We start from the raw sequence: 22,061 nt of genomic DNA on the forward strand, positions 1-22,061 counted from the left end.
TTTATCTAACTTTACAAGTTAGATAAATCAAATCAATTTCTTTTCTTTTAAGATTACATACATTCTAATAGTAGATATAAAGAAAGTTAAGATTGCAGGGCCTAAAATAATACCCCAAAAGCCAAAACTTGATATTCCCGCCATCATGGCTAAGAAAATTAGAAGTTCATTGATTTTCGTTGGTGTTTTAACGAGTTTTTTATTGATCCATTTTATAATTAAAGGCTTAATTAAAGTATCAGCAACAAAAGAAATAACAACTATAGAATAAATTAAAATTACAAGTGCTGAATTCAAGCCATTAGAAGCAAATTCGTAAAGGCTTACAGGTATATAAACTAAAGCACCTCCTACAGCAGGTATTAAGGAGCTAACTGCAAAAATGGCACCCATTAAAATTCCATCATATCCATAAAATGCAACAATAAGTCCAAAAAGAGTTCCTTGAAAAATAGCAATGATCACCATAGAATAAAGCACAACTGCCATCACATTACCCACTTCAGATAAAACATCATCTAATTCTTTTCTATTTACAGGAATAATAGATTTTAAATAAATGACAAGTTCAGTTCCATAAAGATTGGCAAAAAAATAAAAGACGCAAATTAAAGCCATATCAATAAGGAATTTGGCTCCAGATTTTGTAAAACTTGAGGCATAATTTAAAGCTTGTTTAGAGATATTGTTTAAATCTATAGAAGCTAAAAATTCCTTGATTTTTGGTTCTAAAAAATTGAGTCCTTCAGGTAAAGTAAATTGATAATTTTTAATATAATCTAGTGTGTGAGAAATAAGACTAATATCGAAATTTTTTAAAGTTTTAGCCAGTTCTATCATCGTATAAAAAAAAGGAGCGAAAAATAAAATCACCATACAAGAAGTTGTTAAAATTGAAGCAAAAAATTTATGCCCTTTGGTTAAATGTAGAAATTTTGCGTTAATATTTGATGTTGCAACTGCCATTAAGCTTGCAATGATAATTACAAGTAAAAAGCTTTTAAAAAGATAAAGCAAAAGTGATAAAATCACTAAAATGAAACAAATTAGAAAAATTTTTCCGTTTTTCAATTTTACTCCTCGAATAAAGTTTTTTCGTATTTTAATTTTAAAGCATTAAAACTTTTATGACTTGCTATACGCCCTTTAGCAGTGCGTTCTATATAGCCATTTGCCAGTAAATATGGTTCTATAACATCTTCGATCGTATTTTCATCTTCGCTTAAAGCCGCTGCTATACTTGCAAGTCCCATAGGTTTTTGCTTTGCTGCAGTTAAAAGTTCAAGGTATCTCAAATCCATAGCATCAAAACCAAGTTCATTAACCCCTAAGGAATTTAAAGCTTCATTAGCCCTTTTTAGAGTAATATTTTCCTCATCATTAACATCAGCAAAATCTCTGACCCTTTTTAAAAGTCTTAAGGCAATTCTAGGTGTTGATCTTGATCTTTTTGCGATTTCAAGAGCCGCATCTTCTTCACAAGTTTTATTGAGTTTTAAAGCAGCTTTTTGAAGTATGGTTGCAAGTTCGCTATCTTTATAAAATTCTAAACGAAATTGCATACCAAAGCGATCTCTTAAAGGGTTGCTAAGCATACCTGCGCGCGTAGTGGCTCCTATGAGAGTAAATTTAGGTAAATCAATTTTTATCGTTTGTGCTGCGGGTCCGCTACCTATAATAATATCCAAACGATAATCCTCCATTGCAGGATAAAGCACTTCTTCAATTGCAGGACTTAAGCGATGAATTTCATCGATAAATAAAACATCACCTTCGCTTAAATTTGTTAAAATAGCAGCTAAATCCCCGCTTTTTTCTATCATTGGTGCAGCTGTCGTTTTGATATTTGCTCCCATTTCATAAGAGATGATATTTGCTAAAGTCGTTTTTCCAAGTCCTGCTGGACCACTAAAAAGAATATGATCTAAGCATTCATTGCGTTTTTTTGCCGCGGCAATAAAAACATTTAGATTTTTTTTAATATTTTCTTGTCCTATATAACCATCAAAACTTGATGGACGTAGGGAATTCTCATAAGTTTCATCAAAAGAGTATTTTTCTATCTCTACTATTCTATCCATAATTTTATTCTTATTCTTTTTTTAAAAAAATTAAAATAAGATTTTAGCTAAAATTTGCTAGAATTTACTTAAACTTTATAATATGGTTTGAAAATGGGGATTTTAGCAAAATTAGAATTAGATTATGAAATTGACGATATAGAAAAGTTTTTGCAATTTTTTAGAACGATGTGTGATAGGTTTGAACCTTTAATCATCAATCTTGGCAGTGATAGCATACGCTATAAAGAGGCCATAAAAGAGCTTGAAACTCTAGTGCATAATACCGCTTGGGCAGCAAGACGTTTAGGACTTAGTGAAATTACGGATTTTTGCGTATTTTGCGAGGAGATGATGGCTCAAGCAAATCGTTTTGAAGGTCCAGCAAGTGAAGAATTTACAGATTGGATGCTTTTAGTAAGTGATCAATTTGAAAAATATTGTCGTTCCTATGAAAATGATGATTCTGTTTTAGCTGTTTTTAATCCTTTAATTGTTAATGTTCCAAATATTATTTCTAAATAATGGGAGCGACTTGGCTTCGACAGGAGTAGGTCTGCTTAGATGGCATGTCGCTTTAGGCAAAGCGTAAAAAGCCTAAATAAAATTAAACGCAAACAACGTTAAATTTGCTCCTGCTTACGCTAAAGCTGCGTAAGTTCAGTTGAGCCTGAATTTTAAGTGATACTATCTAGCTTGAAATTTGGTCATCTTTAGATAGTGTAGCTTAAGGTTTGACACATTTTAAGCGAAATTAAAGTCTTAGCTATATTTTTAAGTTTTGGAAGATGAGCGAAATATAGTGAAACAGTCATCTTTGCTAAACATGTAGAGATCTTTGTGGGGTTATTTTTGGACAGGGGTTCAATTCCCCTCGCTTCCACCATTAATAGATTTCTTAAAATTTAAAAATCTTTCAAAATACCTATTTTTTCGAAATTATTATTTCATTTGTTTATAATTATTGCAATTTTTCTTATAATTCTGTAAGGGGTATTTTAAAAAGAACATGTAACTATCCCTAAATAATTTTAGCAAAACCACCAAATAATAGGATTTTAAAGCTTACAAAAATGACTTTTTATCTTTCCTAATTTAAAGTGTAAAAAATCCCAAATATCCCAAAAAATGTCTGTTTTGTCCCTAAAAAGTAATTAAATATTGTTTAAAACGCAATTAAAAGTGATATTTGATTTTAAATTTTATATCCCAAAAATGTTTTTAACCCTATAAGATAGTTGCATTTTTACTTAAAATATTCTTATGTTTTATTTGGTTGTAACTATCCCTAATAAAATACTATATAATCGTATTTTAATTACTTTTTATATAAAAATAGCATGTAACTATCTATAATTTTAAGATTTGGAAGATAGTTACATAGAAAGCTTAATTTTTTTACTATATATCTATTAATTATTTATAATTTTTATGGAAAAATATTTTAATTTAATTCAAAAAATAAGGATGGATATTTATGGATAGTGTTATAAACGAAAAAATGTTGAAACTCTCACTTAATTTAGAAGGTACTTTGAGAAATTTTTTAAAGTGCCATTATACTGATTTTGGTGTCAAGAATGAACTACTCTTACGATTAAGCTGGACAAAACCAATAAATTTTGCATTGAAACGCAAACTCTCTCATGCTACAGATCAAAGAAAAAGTGAAATAAAAGATTTTTTAGAAAAAGAACTTAAAGGAGAGAATATGGAAGATCTTGTTAATCATAGTGAGTCTTATCGCTTAGGTGATAAGAATGGAGCACTTAAATATATTTCACAAACAATTACAAAAATACAATATTTATTGTCTGACGAAATTTAATAAATCGTGAAAATTAAAGATTTGCTATTTATCTTGTTATTTAATAAATAATTATAGTAGCTGTAATTTGCTAATATATGACATAATAAAAGTAAAACTACATTATTAAGTTTAAGGTTTATAGAAAAATAAAATTTCCACTTTTATGGAAGTTTTATTTTTCCAAATGGAAATTTTATTTTTCCGCCGACAAATGTAAAAGTTTCCGAACACTTCAATAAAAGATGATTTAAATGGATATTAGTATGAGTGGAGTTTATGGAGGATTATGTTCTAAAAAATTAAAATAAATTTAAAGCAAATAGTTAAAATATTGAGTATTGGATAATCAACGGAGATTAACTAAATACCGATTTTGATATTTTTAAAATGAAGTATTGGAAAATAAACTTCATCTATAAAAACTTCAAAATAGAAATTCTTTTTTTGCTTTAATACCATAAATTAATTTTCTAAATTTTTAGCCCTCTCCCCCCCCGGTTATCATTACATCTTGACCTGTCATCCATGAAGAATCTTCACTAAGTAAAAAACAAGCCATAGGAGTAATGTTTTCAACTTTTCCTATTCCTAAAGGATAGGTTTCATTAGCCATTTGTATATAATTTTGCATAAAGTCATTATTTTTAATTAGAGGTGTTTCGACTAATGCTGGTGAAATAGAGTTAATGCGAAATTTTGGAGCGATTTCAAGAGCAATACATTTGATAGAAGCTACAATTGCTGCTTTGCTTGCAGAATAAAGACAGAGTCCTCTTTGTGGTACTGTAGCCGCACTTGAAGCTATCCATACAAAACTAGAACCTTCTTTAGAATGAGCCCTTCGATCAACCATACCCTTTAAAACTTGTAAATTTCCAAAATAATTGATATCAAAAATTTTTTTAGCTTTTTGGATATAAGCTATACTTCTAATGCTAGTATTTTCTGAAATTCCTGCACTAAAAACTGCTCCATCAAATCCACCAAATTCTTTGCAAAGTTCTAAAGTCCAAGAATCCAATTTTTCATAATCAGATAAGTCTTTGCTTATGCAGATAAAATTTTCTGGATTTTTGGCTTGATTTTTTTGATATTTAAGTTTTTGATCATCTCTTGCAATCGCTACAACTTTAGCACCAAGTTCGTTTAAAGTCAAAGCAATGTGGGCACCTATACCACTACTTGCACCTGTGATTAAAAAATTTTTATCTTTAAAGGTGTTTTCTTTAAAAATCATAAGTTAATCTTTTATGTGATCTTTAGCCAAAGCTATAAGATCAGATACATTTTGACAATTTCTTAAAACGTGTCCTTCAATTTCTAAATTAAAATGCTCGCTAAAAAGCGCACTGACTGACAATAACGCCAAGCTATCATATTCTTCAATTTCGTTTAAATCTTGATCTTCTCTGAGTGTATAGTCTAATTGTATAGCATTAGATAATTCTTCTAAAAATTCTTTTTTTGTCATTTTTTCTCCTTTTGATAAATTTGAACTTTTTTGCATATAAAATCTGTATCTAAAGTCATAAGAGCATTTGCCCAACTAAGTCCTGCTCCAAAAGCACCTAAGACAATTTTTAAATTCTTTTGTAATGGAAATTCATAAGAATTGACACTATCACACAAGGTAGCAGGAATAGAGGCTGCTCCTAGATTTGCGTATTTATCTATGCTTAAGGGAACTTTATCACAGTTGATTTTTAGCCGATTGGTAATTATTTCTAAAATTCCTTTATTAGCCTGGTGAAAGAAAACAAAATCCAATTTATCTTGATCATAATTTGCATATTGTAAAAGTTGTGAAAAGACTAATGGTTCTTTTCTTGTAGCAAAATTAAAAATTTCAAGTCCATTCATATATACTTGTTTTTCTTTTATATTTTTATTTAAAATTTCAGGTTCTTTCATAGTTTTTAAATTTGTATCTCTAAAAGCTCCAAAAGGCATAAAAAGATATTTTAAACCTTTACCATCTGAGCCCAAATCAAAATAGGATTTGTGTTCTTTTTGGGAGTGTTCGATTAAGGTTATACTTATGCCATCGCCTCCGAGGTTCGGTGTATTTAAAGGATTATGAAATTTACTCCAAGTATCTCCACAAATAAATAAAATTCTTTTACAAGATCCATTTTCTATCATAGAATAAGCCGTATAAAGTCCATAAACATAACCCGAACAAGATTGATTGATATCAAAAGCTAATGTTTTTTCACTTAAACCTAATTTTCCATGCAAATAACAAGCTGTAGGAGGCATAAAAAAATCTGGAGTTTGAGTGCAAACTATAATTGCATCTAGTGAGTTTTTATCGATACTAAATTCATTAAAAAGTATTTTAGCTCCATATTCTCCTAAATCACTAGCAGTCGTTTCTTGATCTGCTTCATATCTGTATTGTAAGCCAACATTTTTTTTAATTTGAGATAGTTTTTTAATATCGCCTTTATATCTTGTATCGAGTTCATCATCTATATTGATGAGATTTTGAGGAACTATAGTAAGAACGTGGCTTAATCTTACATAGTTAAAGGAGGCTTGCATTTAAATTTCCTTTGGAAAAAGTAAATAATTTTCATTTTTTATCAATTTATCAAAAATAAAAGTATAAAATTTTTCTATTTTAAAAGAAACAATTTGGGCGCCACCAAAATTAAGTTTATTGGTAAGTTTTTGAGAGTCTAGTATATTAAAAACTTTTTCTTGATCGATAATGTTGTATTTTTTTGTTAAATCTCTGCAAAAAAATCGAATTTCTTTATCAATTTGGATGCCATCTTCATCTATAATATTTCCTTTAAAAGTTTTATGATAACGATAAGTTATTTTCGCTTTTTCTTCTATATAATGAAAATAAGTAAAACCCAAATGTTCACCTCCAAAAAGAATGGCTTTAGCATTATTTTTGGTAAGTTCATCATAAACGCTATTTTTACCAAAACAACTAGTTGTTTCTTTTAGAAATAATTCTTCTTTGTCACCCTTAACAGCAAAAGAAAAAATAGGATCGTTCGTTCTTTTAACCCCTTGTTGCAATCTGAAAAATTCGTTAAGTGCCCCTACTGTGCATTTTGAATTTAACTTATCATAAACCTCATTATTGCAAAAACTATAGGTAAAAGTAGGCATAACTAAAGTTCCATCTTTGCCTATAACTTCAAAGAAGCATTCAATCAAGGCTTTTAAAAGTTCTTTTATGGGTAAAAGCGGTATTCCAAAATTATAGATTTCACTATGGATATAAATTATGTCTCCATTTTTAATTCCCAATTTTTCTAAAGTTTCTATGAGATCTTTTTGATTATAGGTTTGATTTTTATAACGAAATAATTCTTTCAATTGATTATACTTTCAATCTAATTTTTTATAGCATCATATCATACATTTCTTTAAATAAACTTTTAATAAAATTTTGTTATTCTAGTAATTGTTTATATTAAAGTTTTTGATAATTATAAGGTTGGTTCTATGTTAGATCAATTTATTGAAAAATTAGATATAGCTAAAGGAGATTGTATTATATTGACAGGTAATTTTATACATTTACTTCAAAGATTGAAAGGTAATGCTAGGAAAAATTTAAATTTATTGCTTGATATTTTTTCTCAAAAATATTTAGTTATGGCTGATAGCAAGAGAGATGGGGGGGGGGTATTACTTTAGCAATACAAACCTTTAATTGGGATTTTTGTAAATCTTTGCCTTATGATATTTTGCATTCAAAGTCTCAAACGGGTGCTTTAGGTAATATTGCTTTAAAAAGAAGTGAATTTAAACGCACGAAGCATCCTATTTATTCTTTTGCGGTTGCTGGAAAATTTCAAGATGAATTGATCGCACTCGAAAATAAAGGAGCTTTTGATTCTAATTCTCTTTTTGATTTCATGTATAAGAAAAATGCTAAAATGATTATAATTGATTTGCCTTTGCAAGATTCTTTTACTTTTGTTCATTATGTTGAGCAGTGTTTTAATGTAGATTATAGACATAATAAAAGTTTTAAATCTTATTATACGGACGAGCAGGGTAATAAAAATTTAAAAACTTATGATATGTTTGTTCGCAACGATGGAGTTTTAACAGATATCAATGCCTTAGAAAGCATTTTTTTAGAAACACAAGTGATGGGGCTTGATTTTTTCGATGATATACGCATTAAAAAGATTGATCTAAAAAAAGCTTTTGAAATTATTGCTAAGGATATTAAAGAAAATAAAGGAAGAAATTTATACAGAAAGCTTTAAAAGTTTAAAATCTAATATTTTTTCCAAAAGATCTTTAAATTCGTAAGCTTGCATATTTAAAATTTCAGCGATATCGATGATATCGTTTTTACCATCGCAATAAGCTAGAAAATTACAAGCTAAAGGGATATCATTGGCCGTGCTTAAAGTATGATAAAGCCCTCGTTTTCCAAGGTTGGGTTCGCAAAAAATTGTATTTTCATAAATTTCATTGATTTCTAAATTTAAAATGATTTCTTGCATGGCTTTAAGTCCACCCGCTAAACCTCTGGGGCTAATGAAATTTAAATCATCTTTGGAAGTGTGATATTCTTTATATTCTAGATATTTTGAACGACACGCTCCTATAACACCTAAATTGACAAGTGGAGCGTTGTATTGCCTCTCATCAGATCCGCGATCTAAGAAGTTAAATTCTTTGAAATTTTCTTTATTTCTTAGAGTATGTAAAGCAACTTTATCTGAAAGGGTATTTTGGCAAGGAGAGTGTATGAGTGAGTAAGCATTATCATCGCCTAAGCAAGAGAGCACAAAACCTGCCTTAGTGTATTTTTGCAAATGTTTTAAATGTTTATGGATATAAACGATAGAGCCTATGGTTTCAGGGATGATGACAAAACGATAATTGTATTTTCTCTTTGTTAAATTTAAAAGCCATTTGGCAAGATAGATAGTTACTATTGGACCGCTTAATTCATTATTTGCCATGGATGGATGGCAAAGATAAGTAGAGATTAAAATTTCTTCTTTAGAGTCTTGAGTGCTAGGGATGATAAAATCTGCGTAATTTAAAACGCCATTTTCATCGTGCTTAGCATCAATAAAAACGCGGTATTTTCCTTGCTTTAGCTTTTTTCTTTCATTGTGAGTGATACAAAATCCCCAACGCCTTTTATAATAACTCGTTACATAAGGAATAGCATCGGGTTTTTCTTCAAGCGAGTAAAGATGATTTTGCAATTCATCAAGTTCTATTTCTCTATCGATACCTTCACTGTAGTTTAAAACGTGTAAATTGTGTTTTTTAAAATCACAAATTTTTTCTCCATTAGGAGTGATGATAAAAGCATCGTTTATATGCCATTCAGGTGGAACTATCCAGTCAAAAACTTGCGTTCCGCTTTTAATGGAGTGAATTTGTAAAATACCTCCCAGAGTGTTATTTAAAATTGATAAGCTGTCTCTAAAGCCTTGTCCTGTTATGCTTCTGCAGATTGGGAAAAGCTCTTTAGCGAGTTCATACATCGCTTTGCCAGTATTTTCAAAATCAGTACTTCTAAAATCAAGGCTATCCACAATATCCCTTTTTGGTTTTTTCAAGTATATCAAATAAAGTATCTTTTACGAATTTAGCATCTTGGAGATTCATTTCTTGATGGCAAGGAATGCTAAGTTCCGCTTTGTAAAAATTATCCGCATTTTCAAGTCTTATTTGCCCTAAAAGTTTTTGATAAAAACTAAATTCATAAGTAGGCTTGTAATGCACCTGCACACCAATACCTTTATCTAGCAAAGCTTTAAAAATATCTTCTTTTTGACAATAAAATTCAGGAAAAAGCAAAATAGGATACAAATGTCTTGAACTTTTTTTATAATCTTTGATTTTAATAGTAGAAAAATAAGGATTTCTTTCAAATTCTTTATCATAAAATCGAGCGATTTCTTCTCGTTTTTCTAAATTATGATCTAATTTTTTAAGTTGATTGATCCCTAAAGCACAAGCGACATCGCTTAAGCGGTAATTATAGCCAAGTTCGATCATATCGCTATCCCAAAGTCTTTTTTTGACTATACCGTGGCTTCTTAAAAGTCTGATTTTTTTCATAAGCTCTTCATTATTGCTTACAACAACACCACCTTCAAAAGTAGTGATGGGTTTTACCGGATGAAAAGAAAAAATGCTTAGATCTGCTTTTTTGCCGACTTTTTCATCTTTATAATAAGCTCCTAAGGCGTGGCTTGCATCATCGATTAAAGGGATATTATAATTTTTGCAAAGTTTATCAATTTCATCCATTTCTACGCTATTGCCCGCATAATCAACAACGCAAATTGCCCCTATATCATCGCTTTTTGTTTTTAATCTTTGTTCTAATTTTTTTTCATCGATATTGCCATCGCTTTTAATATCGATAAATTCAACCTTTGCTCCAGCCATCAAGGCTGCATTGGCTGTTGCTGCAAAAGTAAGAGGTGTGGTAAGAACGGTTTTGTTTTTTACATTTAAAGCACTATAAGCTAGATGCAAAGCTGAGGTGGCAGAATTTAAAACACAAGCATATTTTACACCCACATACTCACATAAAGCTTGTTCAAATTCTTCAACCTTTTTTCCACCGGTTAAAATTTCTCCCTTTAAGGCATCAATAACCGCTTCAATATCGCTTTGATCGATATTTTGATGAGAATAAGTAAGCATTATTCAAATTCCGTATGATTGATGATATCCAAAAGATCTTGTTCGCTGACCCATTCTTTATTATTATCTGAACTATAAGAAAAGCCATCTTGAACTTTTTGTCCTTTTTCTCCTTTAGCATTAATACTAAAATCACTCTCTATATTTGTAAATTTAATGCTTGGACTGATCACATAATATTTTTCAAATTCATAAGTTAAATGGCTATCATCGCTTGAAATCATAGTTTCATGTAATTTTTCCCCAGGCCTAATGCCGATGATTTTTGTTTTTAAATCAGGTGCTAAAGCATGGGCTAAATCTGTAATTTTCATGGATGGAATTTTTGGAACAAAAACTTCTCCGCCATGCATGATTTCAAAATTGTTTAAAACGAATTTGACTCCATCTTCAAGACTGATCCAAAATCTTGTCATTCTTTCGTCTGTAATTGGAAGTTCTTTGGCTCCTTCTTCAATTAATTTCTTAAAAAATGGCACCACAGAACCTCTTGAACCCACAACATTTCCATATCTAGCAACGCTAAATTTTGTATTTTTATTTCCCGCGATATTGTTAGCTGCAACAAAAAGCTTATCGCTTGCAAGCTTGGTTGCGCCATATAAATTAACCGGATTGCACGCTTTATCCGTAGAGAGTGCGATACATTTTTTAACATTATTTTCTAAACAAGCATCAATCACGTTTTGCGCACCATTGATATTGGTTTTTATGCATTCCATAGGATTGTATTCGGCTACAGGAACATGTTTCATAGCGGCCGCGTGAATCACGTAATCAATACCATTCATAGCATAACTTAATCTTTCTTTATCTCTAACATCGCCTATAAAATATCGCATACAACGCTGGTTAAAAGAAATTGCCATTTCAAATTGTTTGAGTTCATCTCTTGAAAAAATAATGATTTTATTGGGTTTATAATTTTGGAGTAAAATTTTAGTATAAGTTTTTCCAAAACTTCCTGTTCCGCCTGTGATAAGAATATTTTTGCCATTAAACATTTATCTTCCTTTATAAATATCGTTTCTTAATAAAAAATTTCAAGCAACAAACGTTCCATAAAAATTTATTTTAAGATTCTAGGTAAAGTTATACCTGTTTGGGCTTGATATTTACCTTTTTTATCGCGATAAGTGGTATCACACACTTCATCACCTTGTAAAAATAAAACTTGAGCTATGCCTTCATTGGCATAAATTTTTGCAGGTAAAGGAGTGGTATTTGAAATTTCTATAGTAATATGCCCTTCAAATCCAGGTTCAAACGGGGTAACATTGACTATAATTCCGCATCTTGCATAAGTACTTTTTCCAAGACAAATGGCTAAAACATCATCAGGCATTTTAAAATACTCAATTGTTCTAGCAAGTGCGAAAGAATTAGCAGGAACGATACATTCATCACCTACGAAATCAACCACATTTTCTTCTAAAAAATTTTTAGGATCTACTACAGTGGAATTTACATTGGTAAAAATTTTAAACTCACGTCCCACGCGTATATCATAACCATAGCTTGAAAGTCCGTAACTTACAACCCCTTTGCCTATATTTGCTTCGCAAAATGGTTCGATCATTTTACGCTCAAGTGCCATTTTTCTGATCCAATTATCTGCTTTTAAACCCATATTTAACCTTGATAAATCTTTTGTGAGATTATAGCTTATTTTTTTATATTTTTGGGAATTTTTTATTTTTTTAAAGTTAAATTTTAAGTTTTTTAATATAATACTAGATTAAGTTCTTAAAATCAGGAGAAGTTTATGACTAAAGAAGAGATTAAAGAATTAGTGAATTTGTTTGCAGAAGCTAATATCAGTAAAATTAAAATTAAAGAACAAGATGGTTTTGAAATTGAACTTGAAAGAGATATGAGTTGCGATACTTTAATACCTGCATCTCCAGCAACACCAGTTCCACAACCTATTAACGTTAATGTTGTAAATGAAACACCTTCTAATACAAAATCAAATAATCCAAGTATCAATAGTCCTATGGTAGGGACATTTTATCAAGCTCCAAGCCCAGGTGCTGCTCCATTTGTAAAAGTGGGTAGCACTGTAAAAAAAGGTGATGCAATTGCCATTATTGAAGCTATGAAAATTATGAATGAAATTGAAGCGGAATTTGATTGTCGTATTGTAGAAATTTTAGTTGCCGATGGACAGCCTGTAGAATACGGAATGCCTTTATTTGCAGTGGAGAAATTATAAAATGGAAATCAAAAGCGTTTTAATAGCCAATAGAGGAGAGATTGCTTTAAGAGCTTTAAGAACTATTAAGGAAATGGGTAAAAAAGCAATCTGTGTGTATTCTGAAGCGGATAAGGATGCTTTATATTTAAAATATGCTGATGCGAGTATTTGTATAGGAAAAGCAAGAAGTTCTGAAAGCTATCTTAATATTCCAGCTATTATTACTGCAGCCGAAATTGCTGAAGCGGATGCTATTTTTCCAGGTTATGGTTTTTTAAGCGAAAATCAAAATTTTGTTGAAATTTGTACTAAACATAATCTTAAATTTATAGGTCCTTCAGTTGAGGCTATGAATTTAATGAGTGATAAAAGCAAAGCTAAGCAAGTGATGCAAAGAGCAGGTGTTCCTGTCATCCCAGGAAGTGATGGAGCTTTAGCAGGTGCTGAAGCGGCTAAAAAACTTGCTAAAGAAATCGGTTATCCTGTGATTTTAAAGGCTGCAGCAGGTGGTGGTGGCCGTGGGATGAGGGTTGTTGAAAATGAAAAGGATCTTGAAAAGGCTTATTGGTCTGCTGAAAGCGAAGCGATGACAGCTTTTGGAGATGGAACTATGTATATGGAAAAATATATCCAAAATCCACGTCATATAGAAGTGCAAGTGATCGGAGATAGTTTTGGAAATGTAATCCATATAGGTGAAAGAGATTGTTCTATGCAAAGACGCCATCAAAAATTGATCGAAGAGTCTCCAGCAATTTTACTCGATGAAAAAACGCGTACTAGACTTCACGAAACTGCAGTTAAAGCAGCTAAAGCTATAGGTTATGAGGGAGCAGGAACTTTTGAGTTTTTGGTAGATAAAAATTTAGATTTTTATTTTATAGAAATGAATACACGTTTGCAAGTTGAACATTGTGTGAGTGAAATGGTTAGTGGGATTGATATTATTGAACAAATGATTAAAGTGGCTGAAGGTTATGCTTTACCAAAGCAAGAAGATATTGTTCTTAAAGGACATTCTATAGAATGCAGAATCACAGCTGAAGATTCTCAAACCTTTTTACCTTGTCCAGGTAAAATTACAAGATATGTTGCTCCAGCAGGTCGTAATGTCAGAATGGAAAGTCATTGTTATCAGGATTATTCTGTACCGCCTTATTATGATTCTATGATAGGAAAGCTTGTGGTTTGGGCTGAAGATCGCAATAAAGCCATTTCTAAGATGAAAGTAGCGTTAAATGAACTTATTGTCGGAGGCATTAAAACGACTAAAGATTTCCATCTTGCCATGATGGATAATAAAGATTTCATTGAAAATAACTATGATACCAATTATCTTTCTAGACATTAACAAATCTAGGATTTAATCCTAGATTTATCTTAAATACTCTATATTTATTTTAGAATGCAATTTGTCAAAATAATCTTGAATATAATTTTGTCTTTGTTCTCCGACATAGGCATTTAAAACCTCATTTTTAATTTGTTCAAATTCTGGGGTTTGCATCCCACTTTTATTTTCTACTTTATAAATTTCATAACCATTTTTAGAATTTAAAACCGGAGAAAAACCTCCTATGGGAATTTGAGATAATAAGGCTAAGAGTCTAGGATCTGTATTACTTGGATTTAGACTGATATTGTTGGCTTTTAACATTGTTTTTTTGCTAATTCTTAAAGATTCCAAACTTTTTACATTTTTAGAACTATACATTTTTGCAGTGATTTCAGTGTAGATGCTGAATTTATCTTGATGTTGTTCGAAAAATTTTTTAGCACCGATATCACTAAAATCTACTTTTGCAGTATTTGCTATTTTTTCATAGAGTTTTCTTTTTTCTAAATCTCTTTTAAATTTTACTCGAAAATCTTTATAGCTTTGACCTTTAGATTTTAAATTTTCTTTAAGCATATTAAGAGTTATATTGTTTTGTGATAACATTCTATCGATTGCTTCATCAAGCTCTAGTTCGCTTGTGTAAATGCCAAATTGTCTCATTTGGGATTTTTCCATTTTTTCATTAATAAGTATTTCTAAAGCCTTATCTTTGGGAACATTTAAAATTTTCATCGTTTGCTTGATATCGTAAGTTGTAATAGGCTCTTTATCAACAACTACAGCAATAGCATCAATAGTGTTTGCACTTGCTAAATTTGCAAAAAAACAAAAAGTTAATAAAATTTTTTTCATTTCAAACCTTTATTTAAGTGTAAATATCGCATTATATCAATAAAAATTTAAGAAAAGGCAAAAAATGGAAGAAAAACTTGTAACTCGTTTTGCACCAAGTCCTACAGGATATCTGCATATAGGGGGTTTAAGGACTGCGCTTTATAGCTATTTATATGCTAGAAAGAATAAAGGTCAATTTTTACTTCGTATTGAAGATACAGATCTTAAAAGAAATTCTAAGGAAGCTACGCAAGCAATTCTTGAAGCTTTTAATTGGTGTGGACTCGATTATGATGGAGAGGTGACTTATCAGTCTGAACGTTTTGAGATTTATAAAAAATATATTCAAAAGCTTTTAGATGAAGGTAAGGCTTATTATTGCTATATGAGTAAAGAAGAATTAGAAGAATTGCGTGCTAAGCAAGAAGCAGCTAAAGAGCGTCCAAAGTATGATGGAAGATATAGAGAATTTAAAGGTACACCGCCTCAAGGAATAGAACCTGTTGTGCGTATAAAAGCACCACAAAATGGAGAAATTTGCTTTATAGATGGTGTTAAGGGTGAGGTTAAATTTAAGGTTGAGGATATTTTAGATGATTTTATCATCGCAAGAAGTGATGGAACGCCTACTTATAATTTTACCGTTGTTATTGATGATGCTTTAATGGGAGTTAGTGATGTTATTCGCGGGGATGATCATCTTTCTAATACCCCAAAACAAATCATTCTTTATGAAGCCTTGGGCTTTAAAATTCCAAAATTTTATCATGTGGCTATGATTCACGGAGAAGATGGAAAAAAACTTTCAAAACGTCACGGAGCTACTGATGTTATGGAATATAAAGCTATGGGAATTTTACCTCAAGCTTTACTGAATTTTCTTGTACGTTTGGGTTGGAGCCACGGAGATGATGAAATTTTTTCACTTGAAGATTTAAAAAAACTTTTTGATCCAAATCACATCAATAAAAGTGCATCTTGCTATAATTTTAAAAAGCTAGAATGGCTTAATGCACATTATATTAAAACTTTGTCTTTTGAAGAAATCAATCACCAACTTAAAGAGTTTGGATTTGATTTGTCTGTTTATGAAAAAGCAGAATTTTTACTTGATCTTTTAAGAGAACGTGCTAAAACTTTACTTGAAATTATCAGCGGAGCTAAGAGCATTATAGAAGTTCCTAAAAGTTATGATGAACAAGCTATCAATAAATTTGTAAATGAAAAAAATCTTGATTTATTAAAAAAATATGCAAATGAGTTAAGCAATCAAAGTCTTGCGAGTGATTTTGAAAGTTTTACTAATGAATTCTTACAAAAAAATGATGTAAAATTAAAAGATTTAGCCCAACCTATACGCATAGCTTTGACAGGAAGTGCTGTAAGCCCTAGTATTTTTGAGGTTTTAGAGTTTTTAGGGGTTGAGGAATGCAAACAAAGAATAGAAAATTTTTTAAAAGTTAGGAGGAAATAAAAAAATGTATTCAAAAAAAGAGGCTTTAGAGTATCATTTAGGCGGTAAAATCCATACCATTGCGTCAAAACCTATGGACACAAACTATGAATTATCTTTAGCGTATAGTCCGGGTGTAGCTGAACCTTGTCTTGAAATAGCAAAAGATAAAGAACTTGCTTATGTTTATACAAGCAAGGCAAATTTAGTCGCTATAGTTAGTGATGGATCTGCGGTTTTAGGACTTGGAAATATTGGAGCACAAGCTTCCAAACCCGTTATGGAAGGCAAGGCTTGTTTGTTTAAAAAATTTGCAAATGTGGATGCTTATGATATAGAGATTGATGTTCATAGCGTAGAAGAAATAGTTGCCTTTTGCAAAGCTTTAGCTCCAACAGTTGGAGGGATTAATTTGGAAGATATTGCTGCACCAAAATGTTTTGAGATAGAAGCGGCTTTACAAGATCTTGGAATTCCTGTGATGCACGATGATCAGCACGGAACAGCGATTATATCGACTGCAGGACTTATGAATGCTATGGAAATTAGTGGAAAAAAATTTAAAGACATTAAGGTGGTTGTAAATGGTGCAGGTGCTGCAGGGATTGCTAGTGCTAAAATGTATAGAAACTTAGGGGTTGAGCATATTATTTTGGTGGATAGTAAGGGTGTGGTTTCTAAGGATAGAAATGATTTAACCCCACAAAAACTTGAATTTGCTATAGATTCTAAAGAAAAAACATTAAAAGAGGCTTTAAAAGGTGCTGATGTATTTTTAGGTCTTAGTGCTCCGAAAATTCTTGATGATGAAATGGTTTTAAGTATGGCTAAAGATCCTGTTATCTTTGCTTTGGCAAATCCTATTCCAGAGGTTATGCCAGAAGATGTTGTAAGGCTTAGAAAGGATGCTATAATAGGAACGGGAAGAAGTGATTATCCTAATCAAATCAATAATGTTTTAGGTTTTCCTTTTATTTTTAGAGGTGCTTTAGATGTTCGTGCAACTAAGATCACTGAAAATATGAAAGTTGCTGCAGCAAGAGCTTTGGCTGACTTGGCAAAATTACCTGTGAGTGATGCGGTTAAAAAAGCTTATGAAATTAATTCTTTAGAATTTGGTAGAGAATATGTGATTCCAAAGCCTTTTGATGAAAGGGTAAAAGCAGTAGTAAGTACTGCAGTAGCAGCAGCAGCTGTTAAAGATGGAGTGAGCTTGATTAAAGAATTTGACGAGAGAGCATATTTTGAAAGTTTGAAATGAAGAATGTTTTTTGTATCACTCATCCTTTAATAGAACATAAATTAGGTCTTTTGCGTGATAAGCATACTAAGCCCTTTCAGTTTAGAATGTTGATTGATGAAATTTCTACTTTTTTACTTTTTGAAGCAACTAAGGATTTGAATTTGAAGGAGATTCAAATTCAAACTCCTGTTTCAAGTACTATAGTGAAGAAATTGGATGAAAAAATTATGATTTGCCCTATTTTAAGAGCTGCTTTAGGTATGCTTGATAGCGTTTTTAGATTGATTCCTGATGCTAGTGTGGGATTTTTAGGTTTTGCAAGAAATGAAGAAACTCTTGAAGCAAATTTTTATTTTGAAAAAATTCCACAAGATGCGATTAATCGTACTGCTATTGTAATTGATCCTATGTTTGCTACTGGAGGAACTGCGATAGAGGCTTGTAATTTTTTAAAATCAAAAGGTATAAAAAAAATTAAATTTATTTCAATACTTGCTACGCCGCAGGGGATTGAAAATTTTAAAAAAGTACACAAAGATATAGAAATTTATGTGGCTGCTATTGATGAGGAGCTAAATGAAAAAGGTTACATAGTGCCAGGACTTGGAGATGCAGGAGATAGGGTTTTTAATACTCTAGGCTAATTATGATTTTTGGTAAATTTGATTATATTAATTTATTACCTTTAACTGTATATCTTAAAAAATATCCTTTGCCTAACGGCTTTAAAGCCACGCTTTTTTATAAAAAAGGTGAGCCTAGCCATTTTAATAAAGAATTGTTTTATCGTAGGGTTGATGGTGCTATGACTTCAAGTATTGAAAGTGTTAGAAAAAAATATAAAAATTTAGATTTTGGAATTTGTGCCAATAAGCAAGTTTTAAGTGTTTTGGTTGAAAAAGATTCTGCTAAGGCTAAAGATCCTAGTTCAGCTACTTCAAATGCACTTTCTCAGGTTTTAGGTTTGAAGGGTAGAGTTATCATAGGTGATAAGGCTTTAAAACTTTATATAAAAGATCCCAATTCCTATATAGATTTGTGTGATTTATGGTATAAAAAAACTCATTTACCTTTTGTTTTTGCACGTTTTTCATGTGTGCGAAAAAAGGTTTATTTTTCTAAAATTTTAAAAAGTTTTGCCAGACAAAAAATCAAAATTCCACAATACATACTTCAAAAATATGTTCATAAGAAAGATATATCTGCTAAGGATATCAAGCACTATTTAAACGAGATAATTTATTATAATATAGCCTATAAGGAAAAAAAGGCTTTAAAACGTTTTGTCAATGCAGTCAAATTTAAAAAAGAAATTTAGTACTCAAAATTTTTTAATTCTTTTGCGGTTCCTAAAAGAATTACAACATCTCCACTATAGACAGTAGTTGTTTCAAAATCTGGCATTATTTCCCAATCATTGTTAAGCTTTTTGTACGCAATCACTCGCATATTTTGAGCAATGTGTTTAAGAGAATTTCCAGCTAGTTTTTCGTCTATATTAAGTTTTATTGCACGAATTGTGTTTGAAGAAAGATCAAAAATTTCAAATTCAATTGATTTAGTAAGAAAATCTTTAACTAGTCTCTTCGCACTTTCTTTCTCAGGATAAATGACTTTAGTAGCACCAAGTTTTGATAAAATTTGTCCATGAATATTTGAAGTGGCTTTTGCAATGATGTTATTTACTCCTATATCTTTAAGCGCCATTAAAGTAAGTATTGATTTTTCAACATTGTCTCCAATGCTAACAATGACAACTTCAACATCATGAAATCCTGCTTCTTTTAAAGCTGTAATATTTGTGGAATCAAGTATATAAGCGTAATTTACCGGATTTGAAATATTTTTTAAAGCTTCTTCGTCTTTATCAGCAACTATCACCGTATATCCCGCGGTAATTAGCTCTTCAGCAACGACTGATCCAAATTTTCCAAGTCCTATAACTCCATAACTAATATTTTTCATAATTTGCCTTTATAAATTGATTTTTCCTTCAGGAAATTTAATATGAATTGCTTTGTCTTGTTTAAAAACAGAAAGTAAAAATGCAAAAACACCAATTCTTCCACTAAGCATCATTATTATTATGATAATTTTACTAGGATTGCTAAATAAAGCACAGAGAGAAAGTGTTCCTCCATTCCCAACTGAAATTCCAACCGTTGCAAATGCTGAAGAAGTTTCAAACAATAAAGGAAGAAATTCGAGATGAGATTCTAGTAAAGAAAGTAAAATAACGGCTATTACGATATAAACTGCTGATCCTATAGCTATAATAAATGCTCTTGATATGGTTTCTTGTGAAATTTCATGTCCAAATACCCTGACTCTACCATCACGAATACTCCAATAAGCATATAACAAAAGCACAACTACGGTAGTAACCTTCATACCTCCAGCAGTTCCTCCAGGTGCTCCCCCTATAACCATAAATAAAGATCCAAAAAACAAACTTGCATCATATAAATGATTAATATCTAAAGTGTTAAATCCAGCTGTCCGATAATTAATCGCTGTAAAATAGGAACTTAGAATTTTATCAAAGAAAGAAAAATTACCCATAGTTTTAGGATTGGAATATTCTAATATAAATATGATTAAAGTAGAAGATATGATTAAAAAAAGAGTAGCCAAAATAACAACTTTTGTATGCAAACTAAGAGTTTGCAAACGCTTTCTTTGAAAAAAATAAAGCTCTACTAAAACAAAATATCCAAGGCCACCTATGATGATGAGAGTAGTAACAATTAAATTGATAGCAATATCATGTTTGTATATAGAAAGTCCATGTTCAAAAATACTAAAACCAGCATTATTAAAAGCACTAATAGAATGAAATATTCCAAACCAAAGAGCTTCTTTAAAACTCATTTCAAGTGCAAAACGCATTGTTAGCAAAATAGCGCCTATAAGCTCAATAATAAAAATAAAAAGCAAAACTTTTTTAAAAAATTTAAAAAGTCCATCCATGGTAGGGTAAAATAAGGATTCTTTAAGTAAATTTTTTCCGCTAAAACCCACCTTTTTACGTATAAGTATATACACAAAAAAACCTATACTCATATAGCCTAAACCGCCAATTTGAATCAATGCTAATATAATAATTTGACCGATAAAGGTAAAATCTGTTGCGGTATTTTTTACAATTAACCCAGTCATACTAATAGCCGAAGTACTTGTAAAAAAAGCATCAAAAAAACTAATAGGAGTTTTGTGTGCCCAATTTGAGTATAAAAGAGCAGCACCAAGTAAAGCAATAATAATGTAACCAGCTAATAAAATTTTAAAAGTTTTTCTATCTAATCCAAATTGTTTCAAAAAAACTCCACTAATTTTATTTTTAAAATCGGCATTTTATCTGATTAAAACTTTAAGGCAAATTAAACCTAATTTTATATTTAAACTTAAATTAAAGAAAAAAAGATAGAATTACATTTTCTTACTAAAAAAGCAATCAGAAGACTTGCTTAAGGTTGGATAGCTCAGTCGGTAGAGCAGCAGACTGAAAATCTGCGTGTCGGCAGTTCGATTCTGCCTCTAACCACCATGTGATTGTTTCTAGGAATTAGAACTCTAGCTTATTTTAATAACCTTTAAAAAATAAAATTCATTCTAGCCAAAAATTTAATAAAAAGTGCTTTATTGATGTATCAAGTAATGATATTTAATTTTTAAGTTACAAAAAACTTAAACCCTAGTTTGTCCTATGAGATTATTTAATCTATCCATTATAGATCCAACATAAGAATTGATACTTTCACTACTTGCTTTCCAGCCATTAGCTTTTGCTTGATTAAGCTCTCTTTCAAACCAAGCTCCACCACCATAACCTATGTGATTTTGCCATTTAATTCCTTTTTCCATTGCATAAATACCTGCGTCAAACCAACCATCTTGTGCATAGCCTTTTAATAAACTTGCAAAATCAACCTTACCTGTCATGATGTCGTCTAAGGAAGCTAATGATCCATCAAAGCTTTTTTCTAGCTTGGCATTGGTGTAAGATTGGACTGTAGGATTTAATTGAGTATTACCCCCTGCTAAAACTTCTGCACCACCAGAGGATTTTAAAAAACTCATAAATAAATCTTCTTTAGTATAAGTTCCATCTTCATTTTTTGGATAAAATGACATATCAGGATTAAAAGTATATCTTGCACTATCTTGATCTAAAATTTGAGTTTGCATACTTTGAGGAGTAAAATTTAATGGCTGCAATCCCACGTTAATATGTGCAATCGTTCCTAATTGTTCCATTTCATCGTATTGTTCTTGGGTGTTATAATAATTTGTTATGGTTTTATCTTCCAAGCGATAAGGTATTTCCAAATTTTTATTATTTAAACTATATCCTTTAGGCAAACTATTTAAATCTGCTTCACTAAAACTTGTTTTATTGGTATCGTTAAAAGTATGATTAATAATATCATTGAATTTATCATAGTATTGCTTGATAGTATTT

General features: G+C 30.7%; 24 protein-coding genes, 1 tRNA gene and 1 other RNA gene. 12 read left to right on the forward strand and 14 right to left on the reverse strand.

The genetic code is table 11. From position 1 onward, the window contains the following. Window positions 1-27: 27 nt before the first annotated feature. Both CQA76_RS04965 and ruvB read right to left on the reverse strand, forming a co-directional pair. On the reverse strand, window positions 28-1,071 hold the full coding sequence (locus tag CQA76_RS04965) for an AI-2E family transporter (RefSeq protein WP_137622337.1): 1,044 nt from the start codon (window positions 1,069-1,071) through the stop codon (window positions 28-30). Between the two features lie 2 nt (window positions 1,072-1,073). Next, a complete protein-coding gene (gene ruvB, locus CQA76_RS04970) occupies window positions 1,074-2,081 on the reverse strand; it encodes a Holliday junction branch migration DNA helicase RuvB (protein WP_137622338.1) in 1,008 nt (335 codons plus the stop codon). 93 nt (window positions 2,082-2,174) lie between these two features. Here ruvB and CQA76_RS04975 point away from each other — a divergent pair, with 93 nt between their 5' ends. The 3 genes from CQA76_RS04975 to CQA76_RS04990 all read left to right on the forward strand — a co-directional run bounded on the left by CQA76_RS04975 (window position 2,175) and on the right by CQA76_RS04990 (window position 3,888). After that, entirely contained in the window at window positions 2,175-2,585 is a 411-nt protein-coding gene (locus CQA76_RS04975; RefSeq protein ID WP_137622339.1) for a histidine phosphotransferase, read from the forward strand. Window position 2,586: 1 nt separating this feature from the next. After that, window positions 2,587-2,946, forward strand: a transfer-messenger RNA (tmRNA) gene (gene ssrA / locus CQA76_RS04980). Window positions 2,947-3,537: 591 nt separating this feature from the next. Continuing rightward, window positions 3,538-3,888: a hypothetical protein gene (locus CQA76_RS04990; protein WP_137622340.1), complete on the forward strand. Its 351-nt coding sequence runs from the start codon at window positions 3,538-3,540 to the stop codon at window positions 3,886-3,888. A 460-nt stretch (window positions 3,889-4,348) separates the two neighbouring features. Here the strand turns inward: CQA76_RS04990 and CQA76_RS05000 are convergent, their stop codons facing one another. Genes CQA76_RS05000 through CQA76_RS05015 form a run of 4 tightly spaced genes read right to left on the reverse strand, consistent with a single transcriptional unit; the run spans window position 4,349 to window position 7,209 of the window. Then, a complete protein-coding gene (locus CQA76_RS05000) occupies window positions 4,349-5,107 on the reverse strand; it encodes an SDR family NAD(P)-dependent oxidoreductase (RefSeq protein WP_232364901.1) in 759 nt (252 codons plus the stop codon). 3 nt (window positions 5,108-5,110) lie between these two features. Further along, entirely contained in the window at window positions 5,111-5,341 is a 231-nt protein-coding gene (locus tag CQA76_RS05005) for a phosphopantetheine-binding protein (RefSeq protein WP_137622341.1), read from the reverse strand. Next, window positions 5,338-6,414 (reverse strand): 3-oxoacyl-[acyl-carrier-protein] synthase III C-terminal domain-containing protein, encoded by a 1,077-nt coding sequence (locus CQA76_RS05010; protein ID WP_137622342.1) that lies wholly within the window; start codon window positions 6,412-6,414, stop codon window positions 5,338-5,340. Before CQA76_RS05010 ends, CQA76_RS05005 begins: the two co-directional genes overlap by 4 nt. Continuing rightward, the gene (locus CQA76_RS05015; protein WP_137622343.1) at window positions 6,415-7,209 is read right to left on the reverse strand and encodes an AAC(3) family N-acetyltransferase; all 795 of its coding nucleotides are present in this window, start codon (window positions 7,207-7,209) and stop codon (window positions 6,415-6,417) included. A gap of 129 nt (window positions 7,210-7,338) precedes the next feature. Between CQA76_RS05015 and CQA76_RS09020 the strand changes: the two genes are divergently transcribed. Together CQA76_RS09020 and CQA76_RS05020 are read left to right on the forward strand one after the other, a co-directional pair. Beyond that, the gene (locus tag CQA76_RS09020) at window positions 7,339-7,533 is read left to right on the forward strand and encodes a hypothetical protein (protein WP_170999712.1); all 195 of its coding nucleotides are present in this window, start codon (window positions 7,339-7,341) and stop codon (window positions 7,531-7,533) included. 2 nt (window positions 7,534-7,535) lie between these two features. Further along, complete coding sequence (locus CQA76_RS05020; protein ID WP_269747336.1) at window positions 7,536-8,114, forward strand: AAC(3) family N-acetyltransferase; 579 nt, start codon at window positions 7,536-7,538, stop codon at window positions 8,112-8,114. Here CQA76_RS05020 and CQA76_RS05025 read toward each other — a convergent pair. From CQA76_RS05025 to dcd, 4 genes are all read right to left on the reverse strand, one after another. Further along, a complete protein-coding gene (locus CQA76_RS05025; protein ID WP_170999713.1) occupies window positions 8,097-9,410 on the reverse strand; it encodes a DUF4910 domain-containing protein in 1,314 nt (437 codons plus the stop codon). The genes CQA76_RS05020 and CQA76_RS05025 overlap by 18 nt on opposite strands. Then, window positions 9,403-10,533, reverse strand: a complete 1,131-nt coding sequence (pseC, locus tag CQA76_RS05030) for a UDP-4-amino-4,6-dideoxy-N-acetyl-beta-L-altrosamine transaminase (RefSeq protein WP_137622345.1) — start codon at window positions 10,531-10,533, stop codon at window positions 9,403-9,405. Before pseC ends, CQA76_RS05025 begins: the two co-directional genes overlap by 8 nt. Further along, window positions 10,533-11,537 carry a UDP-N-acetylglucosamine 4,6-dehydratase (inverting) gene (pseB, locus tag CQA76_RS05035; protein ID WP_137622346.1) on the reverse strand — a complete coding sequence of 335 codons (1,005 nt, stop codon included), beginning with the start codon at window positions 11,535-11,537 and terminating at the stop codon, window positions 10,533-10,535. The genes pseC and pseB overlap by 1 nt, the downstream gene beginning before the upstream one ends. 65 nt (window positions 11,538-11,602) lie before the next feature. After that, the gene (dcd, locus tag CQA76_RS05040) at window positions 11,603-12,163 is read right to left on the reverse strand and encodes a dCTP deaminase (RefSeq protein WP_137622347.1); all 561 of its coding nucleotides are present in this window, start codon (window positions 12,161-12,163) and stop codon (window positions 11,603-11,605) included. Window positions 12,164-12,298: 135 nt separating this feature from the next. Here dcd and accB point away from each other — a divergent pair, with 135 nt between their 5' ends. Both accB and CQA76_RS05050 read left to right on the forward strand, forming a co-directional pair. Further along, window positions 12,299-12,748: an acetyl-CoA carboxylase biotin carboxyl carrier protein gene (gene accB, locus CQA76_RS05045; RefSeq protein ID WP_137622348.1), complete on the forward strand. Its 450-nt coding sequence runs from the start codon at window positions 12,299-12,301 to the stop codon at window positions 12,746-12,748. A 1-nt stretch (window position 12,749) separates the two neighbouring features. Continuing rightward, window positions 12,750-14,081 (forward strand): acetyl-CoA carboxylase biotin carboxylase subunit, encoded by a 1,332-nt coding sequence (locus tag CQA76_RS05050; RefSeq protein ID WP_137622349.1) that lies wholly within the window; start codon window positions 12,750-12,752, stop codon window positions 14,079-14,081. 24 nt (window positions 14,082-14,105) lie between these two features. Here CQA76_RS05050 and CQA76_RS05055 read toward each other — a convergent pair whose 3' ends face one another. Next, on the reverse strand, window positions 14,106-14,921 hold the full coding sequence (locus CQA76_RS05055; protein ID WP_137622350.1) for a peptidylprolyl isomerase: 816 nt from the start codon (window positions 14,919-14,921) through the stop codon (window positions 14,106-14,108). 64 nt (window positions 14,922-14,985) lie between these two features. Between CQA76_RS05055 and gltX the strand changes: the two genes are divergently transcribed. Genes gltX through CQA76_RS05075 form a run of 4 tightly spaced genes read left to right on the forward strand, consistent with a single transcriptional unit; the run spans window position 14,986 to window position 18,917 of the window. After that, window positions 14,986-16,377 (forward strand): glutamate--tRNA ligase, encoded by a 1,392-nt coding sequence (gltX, locus tag CQA76_RS05060; RefSeq protein ID WP_137622351.1) that lies wholly within the window; start codon window positions 14,986-14,988, stop codon window positions 16,375-16,377. Between the two features lie 4 nt (window positions 16,378-16,381). Beyond that, window positions 16,382-17,617 (forward strand): malic enzyme-like NAD(P)-binding protein, encoded by a 1,236-nt coding sequence (locus tag CQA76_RS05065; protein ID WP_137622352.1) that lies wholly within the window; start codon window positions 16,382-16,384, stop codon window positions 17,615-17,617. Continuing rightward, the gene (upp, locus tag CQA76_RS05070; protein ID WP_137622353.1) at window positions 17,614-18,243 is read left to right on the forward strand and encodes a uracil phosphoribosyltransferase; all 630 of its coding nucleotides are present in this window, start codon (window positions 17,614-17,616) and stop codon (window positions 18,241-18,243) included. The genes CQA76_RS05065 and upp overlap by 4 nt, the downstream gene beginning before the upstream one ends. A 2-nt stretch (window positions 18,244-18,245) precedes the next feature. Further along, window positions 18,246-18,917, forward strand: coding sequence for an MqnA/MqnD/SBP family protein (locus CQA76_RS05075; RefSeq protein ID WP_137622354.1), 672 nt, complete (start codon window positions 18,246-18,248; stop codon window positions 18,915-18,917). On the opposite strand, the gene CQA76_RS05080 is transcribed toward CQA76_RS05075, so the two are convergent. Next, window positions 18,914-19,564 (reverse strand): potassium channel family protein, encoded by a 651-nt coding sequence (locus tag CQA76_RS05080; RefSeq protein WP_137622355.1) that lies wholly within the window; start codon window positions 19,562-19,564, stop codon window positions 18,914-18,916. The genes CQA76_RS05075 and CQA76_RS05080 overlap by 4 nt on opposite strands. 9 nt (window positions 19,565-19,573) lie before the next feature. Continuing rightward, window positions 19,574-20,917 (reverse strand): TrkH family potassium uptake protein, encoded by a 1,344-nt coding sequence (locus CQA76_RS05085; protein WP_137622356.1) that lies wholly within the window; start codon window positions 20,915-20,917, stop codon window positions 19,574-19,576. Between the two features lie 153 nt (window positions 20,918-21,070). Here CQA76_RS05085 and CQA76_RS05090 point away from each other — a divergent pair. After that, window positions 21,071-21,146, forward strand: a tRNA-Phe gene (locus CQA76_RS05090). Window positions 21,147-21,286: 140 nt separating this feature from the next. On the opposite strand, the gene CQA76_RS05095 is transcribed toward CQA76_RS05090, so the two are convergent. Further along, a partial coding sequence (locus CQA76_RS05095; RefSeq protein WP_137622357.1) for a Cj0814 family flagellar-dependent secreted protein occupies window positions 21,287-22,061 on the reverse strand: 775 nt, incomplete at its 5' end.

It is taken from the genome of Campylobacter aviculae (assembly GCF_005406215.1).
Taxonomy (GTDB): Bacteria; Campylobacterota; Campylobacteria; order Campylobacterales; family Campylobacteraceae; genus Campylobacter_D; species Campylobacter_D aviculae.